Annotated in this window: 12 protein-coding genes; 1 reads left to right on the top strand and 11 read right to left on the bottom strand. The window is 60.7% G+C overall.

Annotated elements, in window-relative coordinates; genetic code table 11:
• Positions 1–34 precede the first annotated feature (34 nt).
• Positions 35–1,435 carry a GGDEF domain-containing protein gene (locus NH395_RS09440; protein ID WP_253024311.1) on the bottom strand — a complete coding sequence of 467 codons (1,401 nt, stop codon included), beginning with the start codon at positions 1,433–1,435 and terminating at the stop codon, positions 35–37.
• 166 nt (positions 1,436–1,601) lie between these two features.
• On the opposite strand from NH395_RS09440, the gene NH395_RS09435 reads away from it, so the two are divergent.
• The gene (locus tag NH395_RS09435) at positions 1,602–1,997 is read left to right on the top strand and encodes a transcriptional regulator (protein WP_290443765.1); all 396 of its coding nucleotides are present in this window, start codon (positions 1,602–1,604) and stop codon (positions 1,995–1,997) included.
• A gap of 23 nt (positions 1,998–2,020) precedes the next feature.
• Here the strand turns inward: NH395_RS09435 and NH395_RS09430 are convergent, their stop codons facing one another.
• The 10 genes from NH395_RS09430 to NH395_RS09385 form a co-directional block, all read right to left on the bottom strand.
• Complete coding sequence (locus NH395_RS09430) at positions 2,021–4,162, bottom strand: bifunctional TVP38/TMEM64 family protein/FAD-dependent oxidoreductase (protein WP_253024307.1); 2,142 nt, start codon at positions 4,160–4,162, stop codon at positions 2,021–2,023.
• Positions 4,163–4,220: 58 nt separating this feature from the next.
• Complete coding sequence (locus NH395_RS09425; RefSeq protein WP_253024443.1) at positions 4,221–4,835, bottom strand: TIGR04282 family arsenosugar biosynthesis glycosyltransferase; 615 nt, start codon at positions 4,833–4,835, stop codon at positions 4,221–4,223.
• Complete coding sequence (locus NH395_RS09420; RefSeq protein ID WP_253024305.1) at positions 4,825–5,520, bottom strand: TIGR04283 family arsenosugar biosynthesis glycosyltransferase; 696 nt, start codon at positions 5,518–5,520, stop codon at positions 4,825–4,827. Before NH395_RS09420 ends, NH395_RS09425 begins: the two co-directional genes overlap by 11 nt.
• On the bottom strand, positions 5,507–6,139 hold the full coding sequence (locus NH395_RS09415; RefSeq protein WP_253024293.1) for an ATP-binding cassette domain-containing protein: 633 nt from the start codon (positions 6,137–6,139) through the stop codon (positions 5,507–5,509). The genes NH395_RS09420 and NH395_RS09415 overlap by 14 nt, the downstream gene beginning before the upstream one ends.
• Positions 6,136–7,815, bottom strand: a complete 1,680-nt coding sequence (locus tag NH395_RS09410; RefSeq protein WP_253024292.1) for an ABC transporter permease subunit — start codon at positions 7,813–7,815, stop codon at positions 6,136–6,138. The genes NH395_RS09415 and NH395_RS09410 overlap by 4 nt, the downstream gene beginning before the upstream one ends.
• A 4-nt stretch (positions 7,816–7,819) precedes the next feature.
• A complete protein-coding gene (locus NH395_RS09405) occupies positions 7,820–9,028 on the bottom strand; it encodes an ABC transporter substrate-binding protein (protein ID WP_253024291.1) in 1,209 nt (402 codons plus the stop codon).
• Positions 9,029–9,073: 45 nt separating this feature from the next.
• Positions 9,074–10,108 carry an aminoglycoside phosphotransferase family protein gene (locus NH395_RS09400; RefSeq protein WP_092827590.1) on the bottom strand — a complete coding sequence of 345 codons (1,035 nt, stop codon included), beginning with the start codon at positions 10,106–10,108 and terminating at the stop codon, positions 9,074–9,076.
• Positions 10,109–10,246: 138 nt separating this feature from the next.
• Positions 10,247–11,323 (bottom strand): TauD/TfdA family dioxygenase, encoded by a 1,077-nt coding sequence (locus tag NH395_RS09395; RefSeq protein ID WP_253024290.1) that lies wholly within the window; start codon positions 11,321–11,323, stop codon positions 10,247–10,249.
• A 202-nt stretch (positions 11,324–11,525) separates the two neighbouring features.
• Positions 11,526–14,372 (bottom strand): valine--tRNA ligase, encoded by a 2,847-nt coding sequence (locus NH395_RS09390; protein ID WP_253024289.1) that lies wholly within the window; start codon positions 14,370–14,372, stop codon positions 11,526–11,528.
• Between the two features lie 100 nt (positions 14,373–14,472).
• The gene (locus NH395_RS09385) at positions 14,473–15,648 is read right to left on the bottom strand and encodes an MFS transporter (protein WP_253024288.1); all 1,176 of its coding nucleotides are present in this window, start codon (positions 15,646–15,648) and stop codon (positions 14,473–14,475) included.
• Between the last annotated feature and the right edge of the window lie 13 nt (positions 15,649–15,661).

The following is a 15,661-nucleotide window of genomic DNA, read 5'->3' as shown; positions in this document are numbered from 1 at the left end:
TCAAAACGCGAGTGTACTGAAACGATAGGTTGTCTTAACAGATCATAACCTGATTTTTACCTGCTGTTTTAGCAAGATACATGCCCTTATCCACTCGCTCCAATAATTGCCGCGGGCTCTCGTCCGCTCGAATGGTCGTAAGCCCTGCACTGATGGTGACGGCGTCGGGAATAGAAAACGGGTGTTGTTCGATATGTCGGCAGAGTCGTTCGGCGATATAAACCCCTTCTTCCAGTGTCGCGTCAGCAATGACCACGATAAACTCTTCGCCGCCCCATCGTCCTAGGTGGTCGTTGCTGCGCAACACTTGGGTCGCTAAACGCGGGATCTCACGAAGTATGTCGTCCCCTGTGGGATGGCCATAGGTATCGTTGATACGTTTGAAGTCATCAATATCAAACATCAAAACCGCACAGGCCGCCTTGGAAGCACACAATGCTTCAATAACGGACTCGGTATAGTAGCGATTCCAGCATTGGGTGAGCAGGTCGGTGTGTGCAAGGCTTTCCAGTCGCTGATTGGTTTTTCGCAGCTGGCGGTTGACGTGTACGACGTCCAGGGCCGTAATCGCAACGGCCAAGTCATCGGCGAGCTCCAGCACCATGGAGGCTTCAATCGGCAACCAGAAACTGAACTGGGCAATAGAGGCAACGTCGGCAGCCGCCACCATGGCTTGCTGTCGGAAAATCAACAGCCAACCCAGGTGATGACTGGCCAGGATCAGAGGCGCCGCTAGTCCGCCTTGGCAATCACCTTCTAATTCGACCGTGCTGTCCTGAGTGGTTGTCGCATCCAGGCGCCCCAACTGCTGAAAAATCTGCTGGCGATCCGGGCATTCGCCGAAATGATAAAGCTCGCCCTTGTGGACCAGGGCGATACCCTTTGCTTGAAAGATGTCACACCAGCCGTGACCATGATGCTGTAAGAAATCGGCAAGGGAGGTTAGCCGTTTTATGTCACGAGACAGTAGACGGCGGCGCGCTTTGAGACCAAGCTGACGCTCGGCCATGTGTTCTGCCTTCAGCAGGTGCAGCCGCTGCGCGGCGATATCGATCAGGACGGCCACCCACTGCAAGGCGTCTTCGGGCGGGACAGTTGGGAGGCCTATGTAACCCCATACGCCATGCTGGCCTTTTAATTCATAATGGTGATAGTTGGACGTGCGTAATTCATCCAGTGAGCGAAAGGTAAGCAGTTGCCGGTAAGACGGTATGGCACTGGCGGCAGGGTAGCAGTAGGTCAGGCGAAGCTCGCCTGACTCCAATCGTCGATAAAGCGCGATGGGCTGGTGGTCCGCCAGCTCGTGGAGCGTTTTAGCGAGTCGTTCACAAAGCTCCTTGGGCGTTTTCGATGAGCTGATGAGGCCTAGTGCAAGACACAGGTCATCGAATTTACTGGCTGGTTTATTGGCTGGTGTAGAAGGTACGCCACTCATCCTGAATGACTCCTAAAGCACGGTGCCTCCCTAACAGCCAGGACGTGCCTTGATATGGGTGAAACGCGATGGGTTGAAATTGAAGTAACGATTCAAACAAAAGGTTAACCATTATTCAACTTTTATTGAATAATCGCTTCACATTGGCGGCATGAATGAAAAACAGATGTTCGCCGAGCGATTAAAGAACGCCATGAAAACAGCCGGGTATGATGTACGCTCCTCGGTTCTGGAGCGAGAGTTCAACCTGCGCTACTGGGGAAAGCCGATTACGTATCAGGCGGTCAGACGCTGGCTGCGCGGCGATTCCATTCCCAGCCAGGAAAAACTGCAGGTATTGGCGCACTGGCTGGCAATCGATCCTCACCAATTACGCTATGGCGGTGGAGGGCAAGCGTCCGTCAAGGAGCCGTCGGCCGTTTGGGATACTTCTTCCAGCAACGAAGAGCGGCGTTTATTAGCGTTATATCGCCGCTTGCCCTTAGAGCAACGCAAGGTCGTTCTGGAAGTGATGGATACGTTTGCGAAAGCCTATTCAAAGGCAGATAGCTCGAATAAATAGGTAGTGTCTTGAGCAATCTTTCGCTATGACTCCCCGCGCCGCCAGTTGAAGTAGCGCTTCAATAGCGAGAGCACCCGTTCGGGTTTGTGGGCGTTCTTCCACACGCCCGCCGTTGCCTTGGCGGCTTCGCCCAGGGTCGGGTAAGGGTGGATGGTGCCCAGCAGCTTGTTGAGGCCGAGGCCGTGTTTCATGGCGAGAGTGAATTCACCCAGCCATTCACCGGCATTTTCCGCCACGATGGTCGCGCCGAGAATCTTGTCTCTGCCCGGCACGGTGAGCACCTTGATAAAGCCCTGTGTCGCGCCTTCGGCAATCGCCCGGTCGCTTTCCGCCATGGCGTAGCGGGTTACCTCATAGGCAATGCCTTTGTCGATGGCCTCTTTCTCGTTGAGGCCGACCCGGGCGACTTCAGGCTGGACGTAGGTGACCGCGGGCATGAAGCGATAATCCACGGCAAAGCTTTTCAACTCGCCAAACAGTGCGTTTACCGCCGCGTGCCAGGCCTGGTGGGCGGCAGCGTGGGTCAGCTGGTAGGGCCCGGCGAGGTCGCCGCACGCCCAGATGTTGGGCAGCCGGGTTTGCAGTCGCTCGTTAAGCTCCAGCGTGCCGGTGGGCGAAGGGGATATCCCCAGTGCCTCAAGGCCCAGCCCTTCGATATTGGCCTGGCGGCCGACACTCACCAGCAAGTAGTCAAAGGCTAGTACCGAGCGCTCTCCCTGATGCTCTACAGCCAGCTGATAGCCTGCCTCGTCGCTGAGAACTTCCAGTGCCTTGGTGTAGGTCATCACCGTTACCCCTTCGCCCGCCAGGGTGTTCTCGACGGCCTCGCCGACTTCCTGGTCCTCCCGGCCCAGCAACTGGGGCATGCCTTCCACCAGCGTGACCTGGCTGCCCAGGCGGGCGAAGCTCTGGCTGAGCTCACAGCCGATGGCGCCGCCGCCGAGGACGACCAGGCGCTCGGGCAGCTCTGTCAGCGACCATAGGTTTTCAGAAGTGAGTACGGGCGCCTGCTCGATGCCCGGTAGCGACGGCACCTTGGGGCGGGCGCCGGTGGCCAGCACGATGTGGCGGGCGGTGAGGGTTTTACCGCCGACTTGAACGTCCCAGGGCGACGTCAGGGTGGCGTGGTCCTGATACACCTCAACGCCCAAGTGGGTGTAGCGCTCGACGCTGTCGTGGGGCTCGATATCGCGGATGGCCTGATGCACATGCCCCATGACCTTGGCGAAATCGATCTGCGGTTCGCTTGATGTCACGCCAAAGCGTGGCGCGGTACGAATCTCGTGGGCGGCGCGGGCGGCGCGAATCAGTGCCTTGGAGGGGACGCAGCCGGTATTCAGGCAGTCACCCCCCATCTTGTGCTTTTCCACCAGAGCCACCCGGGCGTTGACGGCGCTGGCGATATAGCTGGTTACCAGCCCGGCCGATCCCCCGCCAATGACGACGATGTCGTAGTCAAAGCGCGCTGGCCGGGTGAACTCTTTATAGGCTTTGCGTTTTTGCACCAGCAACACAATGCGCCGTGCGATCCAGGGGAAAATTGCCAGTAGTGCAAAGGACGCCACAAGCGTTGGTGAAACAATCCCGCCGAGGCTTTCAAGCTCGCCCAACTGGCCGCCGGCATTGACGTAAATGGCGGTACCGGGAAGCATGGCAACCTGGCTCACCCAATAAAACGTCACGGTCTTGATGCGTGTCAGGCCCATCACAAGGTTGATCATGAAAAAGGGAAATGCTGGGACTAGACGCATGGTGAACAGATAGAGGGCGCCGTCGCGTTCGACACCGCGATTGACGGCAGCGAACTGGCGTGGAAAGCGTTTCTCAATGGGTTTTTGGAACAGAAAACGCGATAGTAAAAAGGCCAGCGTAGCGCCTATTGTGCTGGCAAAGGAAATGATCAATAACCCCCAGCCCAGGCCAAACAGTGTGCCGCCAAGCAGCGTCAGCAGCGCTGCCCCAGGCAGCGACAGCGCGGTCATCACCACGTACACGGCAAAAAAGATCCCCGCTACCTGCCAGGGGGATTGATTGAACGCCGCCTGAAAGTCGCTTTGGTAGGCTTTGAGGGTATCGAGGGTGAACCACTGGTGGGCACCGCTCAGAAAGAAAGCCCCGATGGCCACGATCAGTAAGGTTGCCATCAGTATGCGTTGTCGGGTCACGGTCATCTCCAGGAAAAGCGTTTCAGGATAGGGTTCAGTGGGTGGGCAGCGTGTTTCCTTACATCAACGGCTTCATGGCTTGCCAGCGCTGCCAGTCCTCCGGTCGGTCAACGTCCCATACGGTGGTGGGGTAACTGGCGCGAAGGCCGAGGGCTTCAATCCGTTGCCGGGTCGCGCTAAGCACCCTGTCGCTTCCCCAGGGGATCAACTCAAACAGACCCGGATAGTCGCCATGAGTGCCGATCAGCCCATAGCCGCCGTCCTCGGCGGGGAGCATGACCACGTCGTGGGTACTGAGCTGCTGCATACAGGCCGTGATAAGGTCGCTGGTGATGCTCGGGCAGTCGCTGCCCATCACCATGGCGGGACCCGAAGAGCTGTTCAAAGCATGACGAATGCGTACTCCCAAATTGCCCTCCGGCTGTTGGGCGAGCGTCATGCCAAAGTGTTCGTAAAGCTCGCTAAACAATGGGTGAGTGTGGTCGAGCGCCGTCCACAGCGTGATGTGGTCAGCAGCTAGCGTTTTGCAGGCGTTGGCGACACAGTGACGGACCAGTTGCGCATGGGCATCCGCGGCACCCTCTGTGCCAAGCAATGGTGCCAGGCGCGTTTTTGCCTGCCCTGGCAGCGGCGCCTTGGCGAGCAGGTGCAACTGGGGCGTTTCACCGGGCATCATGATACTCCTTGGCCAGTTGGGTGGCGCTAACGCCGCGCCAGTAGCGATAGCGCAGCTGCCACATCAGGCGGATAGTGGACCAGGCACCGTGTTGATCCCAGCGCCTGCCCGAGCTTACCACTTTGCTGCGTAGACAGGCGGGGCGCGATATCCGCTTGAGTCGTTTGCAAAGTTCGATATCTTCCATCAACGGCTGTTCGGGAAAACCACCGATGGCCCTGAAGGTGTCCGCGCGCGCAAAGATGCCCTGGTCGCCGGTGGCGATGCCGGTGAGCCGAGAGCGCAGATTCATCATCCAACTGACCACGGGCAGCCAGCGGCTGCGGCCCGAGAGTTTGATGGCAAAGCGCCCCCAGGCATGGCGGTCAAGCGCCTTGAGTATCTGCTCAACGGCGCCCCTGGGCAGTTGTGTATCCGCATGCAGGAACAGCAGCGCCGGGGCGCTGGCATGCTGAGCACCGAGATTCATTTGCCGCGCCCGCCCGGGTTGACTGGCAATCACTCTATTCGCCAGCGGTCGGGCGATGGAAAGGCTTGAGTCGCTGCTGCCACCATCGACCACGATGATTTCAACGCCTTCGCCAAGCGATGACAGTGCCGTTAAATAGTGCGCCAAAGAAGTTGCCTCGTTGAGCACCGGTATCACGATGCTGAGGCGAGCTGTCGGATCAGCCGAGTTCAATGATTGACCCTCCCGCAGCGTCGGCATCGGCGTGGTCGTGGGTGACCAGTAGCGCGGGAAGGCCCGCGTCGCGCAGTTGGTTAAACACCAGTGAGCGCATTTCCTGACGCAGTGCCATATCCAGCTTGGAAAATGGCTCGTCGAGCAGCACCGCGCGTGGCTGGGAAAGCAGCAGGCGCATCAAGGCCACCCGGGCTTGCTGACCGCCGGAAAGCGTGGCCGGGTCGCGCGCCTCATAGCCTGCGAGCCCCACCTGGTGCAGCGCCTGGACCACCTGCGCCTGTTTGTTGGCGGTGCGTTGAGGAATGCCAAAGCGCAGATTACCCCCCACGCTGAGATGAGGAAACAGCAGTGGGTCCTGAAACAACAACCCGAGGCCGCGTTTTTCGGCAGGCAGGGTGTCCAGGCGCGTATCGGCCAGAAAGACCTGCCCCTGGGCCTTGAAGGCGGGCGATATAAACCCTGCCAGGTAAGCCAGCAGGGTTGACTTACCCGAGCCGGAGGGGCCCATGACGGTGAGCACCTCGCCGGGCGCAATGGTCCGGTCGACGGCCAGCAGCGTTTCGCCATGTAGCGTGATCTCCACCTGCTGGATGTGCAGCGTCGGGTTCAGTGTCATGCAACTCCTCGCATCTGGCGACGTTTTGCCCAGGCCAGGCGCGGTATCAGCAGCGCCAGACTAAAGCCGATAAAAGGAAGTAGTGCCTGGAGCAGTGCGAGCACGGCGATCAGCCGCCGGTTGCCACCGGATGCCATGGCCACCGCTTCGGTGGTGATGGTGGGCACACGACCGCCGCCGAGCAGCAGCGTGGGTAGGTACTGGCCGATACTCACCGCCAGGCTGACCGCGCAGGCGGTAAGCAGCGGCGCCAGCAGCAGCGGCAGGCGCACCTGCCAGAAGGCCCGCCACGGCGAGGCCCCCAGCGAATGGGCAACCTGCAGCCAGCGCGGGTCCAGGCGTCGGTAAGCTTCCGAGAGTGACAGATAAAGATAAGGCACGACAAAGAGTAAGTGGGCGGCTACCACCAGCGCTCTTTGCGGGCGCAGGTTAATGCTTTCCGCGGCGACCACCAAACCAAACAGAAAGGCGACCTGGGGAATGATCAGCGGCAGGTACAGCAACCATTGGCCCGCATGGGCCGGTAGGTGATGGCGCGCTGCGTTTTCGAGCGCGGCGACAACCAGCACAGCGGCGATCAGCGTTGCGGCAAGCCCCACGCTGAGCGTATTGACCAGCGGCGTAGAGATCATTGGCAAAATGCGCCGCCAATGATCGAGCGTCAGCGTTCCGGGAAAGGCGTCGGGGAAGCGCCAAAACCCCGCCACCGAAAACACTGCCAGCCCGGCGATGGCGCTGATGACCAGCAAGGTCGTCAGCCCCAGCAATCCTCGGCCGCCAACGGCGATAGCAAGGGCGCCACGCTGACGAGTGCCATTCACCAGCCAGTGGTGGCTGAGCCGCTTGACACATTGCTCGCCGAGCCACCAGGTCGTAAGCGCGGCTAGAGTGATGCCTAGCTGAAGCACGGCGCCCGCAGACGCCATGAAACGACGGTTCAGATCGGGGTCGTTGAACCAGGTCAGAATCGAGACGCTCAGCGTAGGCGGTAAGGTCGGGCCAAGAATCATGGCCATATCGACCACCGAAGTGGCGTAGGCAATGACCGCGTAGATGGGTAACCGGATCAGCGGGTAGAGTGCCGGGAAGACCGTTTTCAGCCAGGCAATACTCGGCGCGTAACCCAGTGAACGCGACAGCATGACGCGCTGCTCTGGTTGAAGCTGAGGCAGTGCGGCCAGACACATCAGCAGCAGAAAGGGGACTTCCTTGAGCATCAGCCCGGCCATCAATGTCAGCCCCATGGCGTCGTTGACGATGAGCCAGTCGGGAGGCCGCTCCCAGCCCGTCAGCCCGGGAGAGAGAAAACGTGCCAGTAACCCGGAAGGGGCGATAAGTAAGGCAAGACCAAACGCCACGGCCGCGTGGGGGATCGCCAGCAAGGGTGACACCAGCCGCCGGATGCTGCGGTCCAGCCAGGTGCCGCGACTGGCGGCCAGAAACAGCACAACCACCAGCAGCGCCATGAGGGTGCTCAGCAATCCACTGGCGAAGCTCACCGCTATCGAACGGCCAAGCCCGGGCTGGGCGAACAGGCTTTGCCAGGGGGCCATGCTGACGGTGTTGCCGCCCAGTGCGGGCAAATAGCCAAAGGCGGGCAGCAATACCATCAACAGGCCCGCCCCAACAGGCAGAGCCAGTAGTGCGATGAGCAGCGTCGGGGCCAGTCGCAGCATTTGCCTAGTTCACACCATAGCGCTCAAGCCAAGCATCCTGCAGCGCGGTCATCCAGCTTGGGTGCGGCTCGGGCAGGGTATTGGACAGCGCATCGGTCGGCAGTTCTGAAGGATGCCGCTCGCCCTGTTCAAACAGCGCTCGGGCATCGGCGTCTAGCTGGTCGATATCCAGCACGCTGCGGTCCCCCCACATCGAAAGCGACTGCTTCTGTGCCTGGGCTTCTGGCGATAGCAGGAAGTTGGCGAGGACCATGGCGCCGGCCTTGTGCGGCGAGTTATAGGGAATGGCAACGAAGTGGACGTTACCCAGGGTGCCGCCTTCCAGCACATAGCTACGTACACTCTCCGGCAGCTCGTATTCCCTTACCGCAACGGCCGCATCGGTGGGGTAAAAGGAAAATGCCAGACTCAACTCGCCATCGCTCATCAGGGTGCGCAGGTTGGGGCCAGAGTCCGGGAACGTACGCCCGCTGCGCCACAGGTGCGGGTGCAGCTTATCCAGATAGGCCCACAGCGGGGCCGTCACACGCTCGAAATCGGCGTCTTCCACCGGCTGGTAAAGGGCATCATCCTGGTCTGTAAGTTCGATCAGAGCCTGCTTCAAAAAGGTGCTGCCGGTGAAGTCAGGGATGCGCGGATAGCTGAACTGGCCAGGGTTGGCCTTGGCCCATTCAAGCAGTGCCGGCATGTCCTGAGGCGGGGTGTCGATCAGGGCGCTGTCGTAATAGAAGGTGATCTGCGCCTTGCCCCAGGGCGACTCATAGCCCTCGGTGGGCAGGGTGAAATCGGTGACCACTTCGGGGTTGTCGTCGGCGTTGGTGAGCGCAAAATTGGGCAGTGCCTCGGCGAAGGGGCCAAACAGCAGGTCGCTATCGCGCATCGCGGCAAAGTTTTCGCCGTTGATCCAGATCAGGTCAATGCTGCCCTCGTCATCGTTACCCGCCTGCTTCTCGGCCAGTACCCGCGACACCGCACTGCTGGTGTCATCCAGTTTCACGTGCGCCACCTCAACATCGAACTGCGCCTGCATTTGCTCGGCCACCCAGTCGATATAGCGGTTGGTGCGAGAGTCACCGCCCCAGGCGTTCCAGTAAACCGTTTGGCCGTCAGCTTCGTCCAGCACGGCTGGCCAGTCGCTTGGATCGGGCGCCGCCACGGCGGGAAGTGTCAGCGCCAGCAAGGGGGCTATCAGGGGGTATCGGCGTTTCAGCATGGGGTACCTCTGTCAGGATGAGCCGGCATTATCAAGGGCCGTAAATTAAAGCGTCGCGCGCAGGCGCTGCAGTTCGTCTTGAACGTGATCGATGATCGGCGGTGACAGGTAGTGCTCGACTCGGTCGCGTACGTGGGCAATGACGGTGGCATCCGTGAGTTCTGCCGACCAGTCCTCGCCGCGCTGCTGGGCGTCCTTGGCGCGCAGGTGCTGGGCACGCCACTTGGCGCACCAGGTCAGCGACCACAGCCAGGTGGCACGTCGGCAGGCCACCAGCGTGTCGGCGCTGGGCGACTTCCCCATGGCGGCCTGCCAGCGGCGGTAAAACCCGATGACCTCATCCAATGACAGCACCGCCTGGCTATTCAGGTCCCAGGTGGTGGAGGTGTAGAGGCTGGTATGGGCCAGGTCGATGCCCGGCAGGCCGTAGCGACACTTCTCCAGGTCCACCAGCACCGCGCGCCCCTCGGCATCGATCAGAAAGTTGCCGGGGTGGGTGTCAAAGCTGATCAGGCAGCGTTCGGCATCGGCAAGCGCCGTCGGCAGAGCCGCCAGTTCATCGCGAATGCGTGCCACCACCTCAGCGCTCAAGTCGGCCTGTTCGAGCCATTCTGACTGGCGAGCCACTTCCTCGCGCATGGCCCGCCACGGGTCTGCTGGCGCTAGCAGTGGGGCAGGCTGGTCCGGCAGTGGCAGCCGGTGCAGGCTGGCCAGGGTTTCAGCGATGCGGGGTAAATCCTGCGGTAGTTGGGCCAACTGGCCTGAGATAGCATCCACCAACAGGCCGCCGCGCGGCAAGGCATCGCTTACTTCCAGAAGGCCATGTAAACGTGGCACATGGCCGCCCTGGCTGGCGCGCTGGTAGCAGGCCGCTTCGTAGGCGAGGTTATCGGCGGGGCCAAGGTTCATCTGGCTTTGTTTGGGAAGCCGTGCCACCCAGTCGCCACCGTCGCGGTGTATCCAAACATGGTCGTGGGCAAGCCCGGTATCCGCCATCGGGGATAGCGATTGATAGCGAATCTGGGCCTTTTGCAGCACTGCTTCCAGGGGCTGCAGGCGCGCCTCTAAAGGTGTCGGCATGGCGTCATCCGTGTTGAACAAGTCATCGTTGCCACTAAGTGGTTGTTCTAACGCCAACCTTACACGGTTTATGGTTAAAAATGATCCAGGCGCGGCGGAAAGGCGCGGTCATGCAGCCCAGGTGGAATATCAACAGCCCTAGTTTTGCATGGGAATATCATCTTTCCAGCGAAAACCGACGCCACCTGCTTTCCAGATGCCGTCGCGATTGAAGGGATGCGGGCCGGATAAGTTGATGTACTGGGGCAATTCGAAGTGCGGCGCCAGATTCTGCCTGGCCTTGACCGTCACGCGATCCATGATCCTCAGCCCCTGCTCCTCGGCGGACATGTGCGCCTCCGGCGCTGCCCGGTGGGCCAGCGCCCAGTTATCTATATAGAGGAGATCGCCCGTATCGTAGTGGTAGCGTATGCCGTACCCCTTTTCGAATGACGCATTCAGCAGGTCGTTATAGTCGCTCAAAAGCTGCTTCATCTCGTCTTCGTTGAGCAGGCGAAGTTGCTCGGTGGAGGCGGGGGTCTGCTGCAGCTCATCAATGGCGACACCCTCTTCCGGCAGCCGCTCGATGACGGCGCCGGTCATTCCCAGGTGCAGCCATACGCTCTTGCGCCCGGAAATAGGGTGCTTGTGGACCACGGGGTGACTCACGCCTGACGCCGAGTTGACGGACACCAGCCGCTCCCAGAAAGCCTGCTTTTCCTCGGGCAGAACATCAAAGGCGGCTCCCTGGTGGGCGAAATGGGTGCCGCCGCCCTGCTCAGGAGCGCGTGCCATATAGTAGGCGGAGTGGGAGAAGGTGGCGGCCTCAAAGCTGCCATCATTATGCCACTGGGGCCCCACGCCCAGGATGCCGTAGCGGTCATCATTGGAGCAGCGGAAGATATCCCGGTTCATGCCGGGCGTCGCTGGGTGGACGCCATGAGTGGAATGTATTTCGCCCGCGCCCCACCACTTGCTCGCGTTGACCAGCTCATCGGCCGAGAGATCTGCCTGGTGTTTGAAAACGATGAAGCCACGGTTCGCCATTTCCACTTCCAGCGCCTCGATGACAGGCTCGGGGAGTCGCTGACGAACGTCAGCCCCGTAGATCTCGACGCCCAGTGGTTCTAGCTGCTTGACCGTCAGGCCCGCTTCCTCAAACAGCGCGATACGCTCAGGGTCGAGCGGCGGTATGATGGGTGGTGTGTTGCTGAATTTTTCGGAGGGCGTTCGCATGATGGAAGTGACCTCGATGGGTGAGTGCGTGGCAGCGTCAACCGGTTGAGGGTTGACCCGCCTCGGATCATCAGGATCAAAAGGTCCAGATCTCTTATGGGCAGACCATCAGCGATTTTGTTCCTCAGGCGTCAGCAGGACGGGCGCAAAACGCAAGACGGCACCTGCCAGGTGCCGTCTTGGTTCGCGCTATGGGCGTACGCTAAAGCGCCGCAATCTTCGCCTTTTGCTCTTCCAGCAGCTTTTTGGCGGCCTGGAACTCGGCGAGTTTGCCGCGTTCTTTCTCTACCACGGCTTCGGGGGCCTTGGCGATAAAGCCCTCGTTGCCGAGCTTCTTCTCGATGCCGCCGATCAGCTTGTCCTGTTTTTCAATTTCCTTGGTCAGGCGTTGGAGTTCGGCGTCCTTGTCGATCAGGTCGGCCATGGGTACCAGTACTTCCATATCGCCGACCAGCTGTGTGGCCGAAAGCGGCGCGTCATCGGGGTTTTCAAGCCAGGTGGCGCTTTCCAGCTTGGCGAGCTTGGCGAGGAAGTGGCGGTAGCTTTCAAGTCGCTCGGCGTCTTCCCGCTTACCCTTGGTGAGCAGCACGTCCAGCGGCTTGCCGGGGGCAATGTTCATCTCGGCGCGGATATTGCGCACGGCGATGATCACGCCCTTCAGCCATTCGATATCGCGGGTCGCCTGCTCGTCGATCTTGCTGTTGTCGGCTTCCGGCCACGCCTGCAGCATGATGGACGCGTCGTCGCCCATATACATGCCCGCCAGGGGGGACACGCGCTGCCATATCTCTTCGGTGATATAGGGCATCATCGGGTGCGCCAGGCGCAGAATGGCTTCGAGCACGCGCACCAGCGTCCGGCGCGTGCCGCGCTTGGCTTCCACCGTGGCATTCTCATCCCAGAGTACCGGCTTGGAAAGCTCCAGATACCAGTCGCAGTACTCGTTCCAGACGAACTCGTAGAGCGCCTGGGAGGCATGGTCGAAGCGGTACTCGTCCATTGCCTTGGTCACTTGCGCTTCGGTTTTCTGCAGCTGGGAGATAATCCAGCGGTCGGCCAGCGACAGCTCAACCTCGCCACCGTCGGTACCGCAATCCTCGCCTTCGGCGTTCATCAGCACGTAGCGCGACGCGTTCCACAGCTTGTTGCAGAAGTTGCGGTAGCCGTCCAGGCGATTTATGTCGAACTTGATATCGCGCCCGGTCGTCGCCTGGGAGAGGAAGGTAAAGCGCAGGGCATCGGTGCCGTGGGCTTCAATGCCGTCTTTAAACTCTTCTTTGGTGGCTTTGGCAATCGCCTTGGCTTTTTGCGGCTGCATCATGTTGCCGGTGCGTTTTTCGAGCAGCGCATCCAGGCTGATCCCATCGATCAGATCGATGGGATCGAGCACGTTGCCCTTGGACTTGGACATCTTCTGACCCTGGCCGTCGCGCACCAGGCCGTGTACATAGACCGTTTTGAAGGGAACTTCGCCGGTGAACTTGAGCGTCATCATGATCATCCGGGCCACCCAGAAGAAAATGATGTCGAAGCCGGTGACCAGCACGCTGGTGGGGTGGAAGGTTTCAAGCTCCGGGGTCTGCTCCGGCCAGCCGAGGGTGCCGAAGGTCCACAGGCCCGAGCTGAACCAGGTGTCCAGCACGTCTTCGTCCTGGGTGAGCTCGATATCATCGCCCAGGCCGTGTTTCTCGCGGGCTTCCTGCTCGCTGCGGGCAACGTAGATATTGCCGTCGGCGTCGTACCAGGCCGGAATGCGGTGGCCCCACCACAGCTGGCGGGAAATGCACCAATCCTGAAGGTCGCGCATCCAGGCGAAGTACATGTTTTCGTAGTTCCTGGGTACGAACTGGATGTTGCCGTTTTCCACCGCTTCGATGGCGGGCTTGGCGAGGGACTCCACAGCGACAAACCACTGGTCGGTGAGCAGCGGCTCGATGACGTCACCCGAACGGTCGCCGTAGGGCATGGTGTTGTTGACGGCTTCCACTTGCTCGAGCAGGCCTAGAGCGTCCATGTCCGCGACGATCAGCTTGCGTGCCTCGAAGCGGTCGAGCCCGGCGTACTTGGCGGGCAGGCTGGCGTCTTCGTCCGGCTGGGGAGTGCCTTTCAGGTCGTAGATCTCGGCCTGCTCAAGAATTGCCGCGTCCTTGGAAAAGACGTTGATCAGCAAGTGATTCTGGCGTTTGCCGACCTCGTAGTCGTTGAAGTCGTGGGCCGGGGTGATTTTCACGCAGCCTGAGCCTTTTTCCATATCGGCGTGTTCATCGGCGACGATGGGAATCCGGCGGCCGACCAGCGGCAGCTCGATGAACTTACCAACCAGCGAGGCATAACGCGTGTCTTCCGGGTTGACCGCCACGCCGGTATCCCCCAGCAGGGTTTCCGGGCGGGTGGTGGCGACCACGAGATAGTCCTTGCCGTCGGCGGTTTTGACGCCATCGGCCAGCGGGTAGCGGAAGTGCCAGAAGCTGCCTTGCTGCTCCTTGTTCTCGACTTCCAGGTCGGAAATCGCGGTGTGCAGGGTGGGGTCCCAGTTGACCAGGCGCTTGCCGCGATAGATCAGGCCTTCCGCATGCAGGCGCACGAAGACTTCCTGGACGGCCTTGTAGAAGCCGTCGTCCATGGTGAAGCGCTCGCGGGACCAATCGACGCTGGCCCCCATGCGGCGCAGCTGGCGGGTAATATGGTCGCCGGATTCTTGCTTCCACTCCCAGACTTTATCGATAAACGCATCACGCCCGAGATCGTGGCGGGTTTTGCCCTCTTCGGCGGCGATTTTGCGCTCGACCAGCATCTGTGTGGCGATACCGGCGTGGTCGGTGCCTACCTGCCACAGGGTGTTGTTGCCCTGCATCCGCTTCCAGCGCGTCAGGGTATCCATGATGGTGTCCTGGAACGCATGACCCATGTGTAAACTGCCGGTCACGTTGGGCGGTGGAATCATGATCGAAAAGGGTTTGCCGTGTCCGGTCGGCGCGAAACGGTTGTCGGCTTCCCAGCGCTCGTACCAGCGAGTTTCGATCTGTTCAGGTTGGTAGGTCTTTTCCATGGATTGGCTCACCGCAACGATGCTCCCCGCCGGGAAGCATGGAATTCATAAATGGGATCGAAAAAATGGCGTCAAGTATAGCGCGATTAAGGGTAGGGCGTCAGGCCCTGGCCGTTTGGCGATTCAGTCCGCGCATGGCGATCAACCCAAGTACCGGCCCCGGCAACAGCCACCAGATCACCGCGAGGCCCTGATCCGACCATAAGGCGGTGACAAGCGCGATCGAGGGTATCGTCAGGCCAAAGCCAATGGCGTTCATCATGGCAAGCGCCGCGCCTAGCCGCTCGGGTGGCGCGGTAGCGCTGGCCAGGGCTGAAAACTGTGCGGAATCGGCGATCACGCTAAAGCCCCAGAGAAGTAAAAGGGCGATCAGCAAAAGCGGTGGCGCCCCGCCGATCAGCGGATAAAGCAGGCATAAGGCGCCCGAGGTGGCCAGCGCAACAAACGCCACGCGAGCGCTGCCATAGCGGCGACTCCAACGGCCGGCCAGCACGCAGCCGGGCAGGCCGATGGCAATGATCAAAAAGCTGATCCAGGACTGGGCGCTGGTGGCCGCATTAAGGCGTTCCAGCTCGCGTGTGACCAAAAACGGTACAAGGGCCCATAGTGCATAAAGCTCCCAGCAGTGGCCGAAGTAGCCCAGTGCGGCTGCCCGAAAATCTTTATGTTTGAACGCCGCAAGGCCCGCCCAGGGCCGCCCGCCATTGGCTTTGGCAGGGAGGTGCGGGCCAACGCCCAGCTTATAAATCATCAATGCAGCGACAAGCGCCAGCAGCGACGCCAGCAGCAGCGGCCATTGCCAGGGCAGGTGCAGGGTCAGCCCACGCAGCAGGTGCGGTGAGGCGATGCCCAGGGTCAGCATGCCGACCAGCCAGCCAAGCGCCGCCCCGGCGTGGCTGGGTGTCCAACTGACCACCAGTTTCATACCCAGCGGGTAGATGCCGGCCAGGCAAAGCCCGGTCGCGAAACGCGCGATCGCGGCGAGCGTAACGTTATCCGCCACTCCCATAAAGGCGGCGTTAACCAGTGCCCCGAGCACCGCCGAGATGGCAAACAGATGGCTGGCGCGAACGCGGTCGGCCAGGCCCGTGGTGGCAATCGCCAGGGTGCCGGTGATAAACCCGGCCTGCACGGCAATGGTGAGGAGTCCGAGGTCACCCTCACTCAGCCCGACAGCCTCCTGTAGCGCCAAGCCAACGCCGTTAACGCTGAACCACAGCGAGGTGCCGAACAGTTGGGCGATAACGATCGTGACTAGGGGGTAGCGCGTGAGCACGTTGGCGTCTCCA

Source organism: Halomonas sp. Mc5H-6, assembly GCF_024124705.1.
GTDB classification, from domain to species: domain Bacteria; phylum Pseudomonadota; class Gammaproteobacteria; order Pseudomonadales; family Halomonadaceae; genus Vreelandella; species Vreelandella subterranea.
The sequence above is the reverse complement of the archived record's forward strand: the minus strand, read 5'-3'. Positions and strand labels throughout refer to the sequence as shown.

Coding starts and splice junctions, on each gene's coding strand:
- NH395_RS09435 (WP_290443765.1), top strand. CDS start 1,602: ATGTTCGCCGAGCGATTAAAGAACGCCATGAAAACAGCCGGGTATGAT.
- NH395_RS09400 (WP_092827590.1), bottom strand. CDS start 10,108: ATGCCGACACCTTTAGAGGCGCGCCTGCAGCCCCTGGAAGCAGTGCTG.
- NH395_RS09425 (WP_253024443.1), bottom strand. CDS start 4,835: ATGCCCGGTGAAACGCCCCAGTTGCACCTGCTCGCCAAGGCGCCGCTG.
- NH395_RS09415 (WP_253024293.1), bottom strand. CDS start 6,139: ATGACACTGAACCCGACGCTGCACATCCAGCAGGTGGAGATCACGCTA.
- NH395_RS09410 (WP_253024292.1), bottom strand. CDS start 7,815: ATGCTGCGACTGGCCCCGACGCTGCTCATCGCACTACTGGCTCTGCCT.
- NH395_RS09390 (WP_253024289.1), bottom strand. CDS start 14,372: ATGGAAAAGACCTACCAACCTGAACAGATCGAAACTCGCTGGTACGAG.
- NH395_RS09440 (WP_253024311.1), bottom strand. CDS start 1,435: ATGAGTGGCGTACCTTCTACACCAGCCAATAAACCAGCCAGTAAATTC.
- NH395_RS09405 (WP_253024291.1), bottom strand. CDS start 9,028: ATGCTGAAACGCCGATACCCCCTGATAGCCCCCTTGCTGGCGCTGACA.
- NH395_RS09395 (WP_253024290.1), bottom strand. CDS start 11,323: ATGCGAACGCCCTCCGAAAAATTCAGCAACACACCACCCATCATACCG.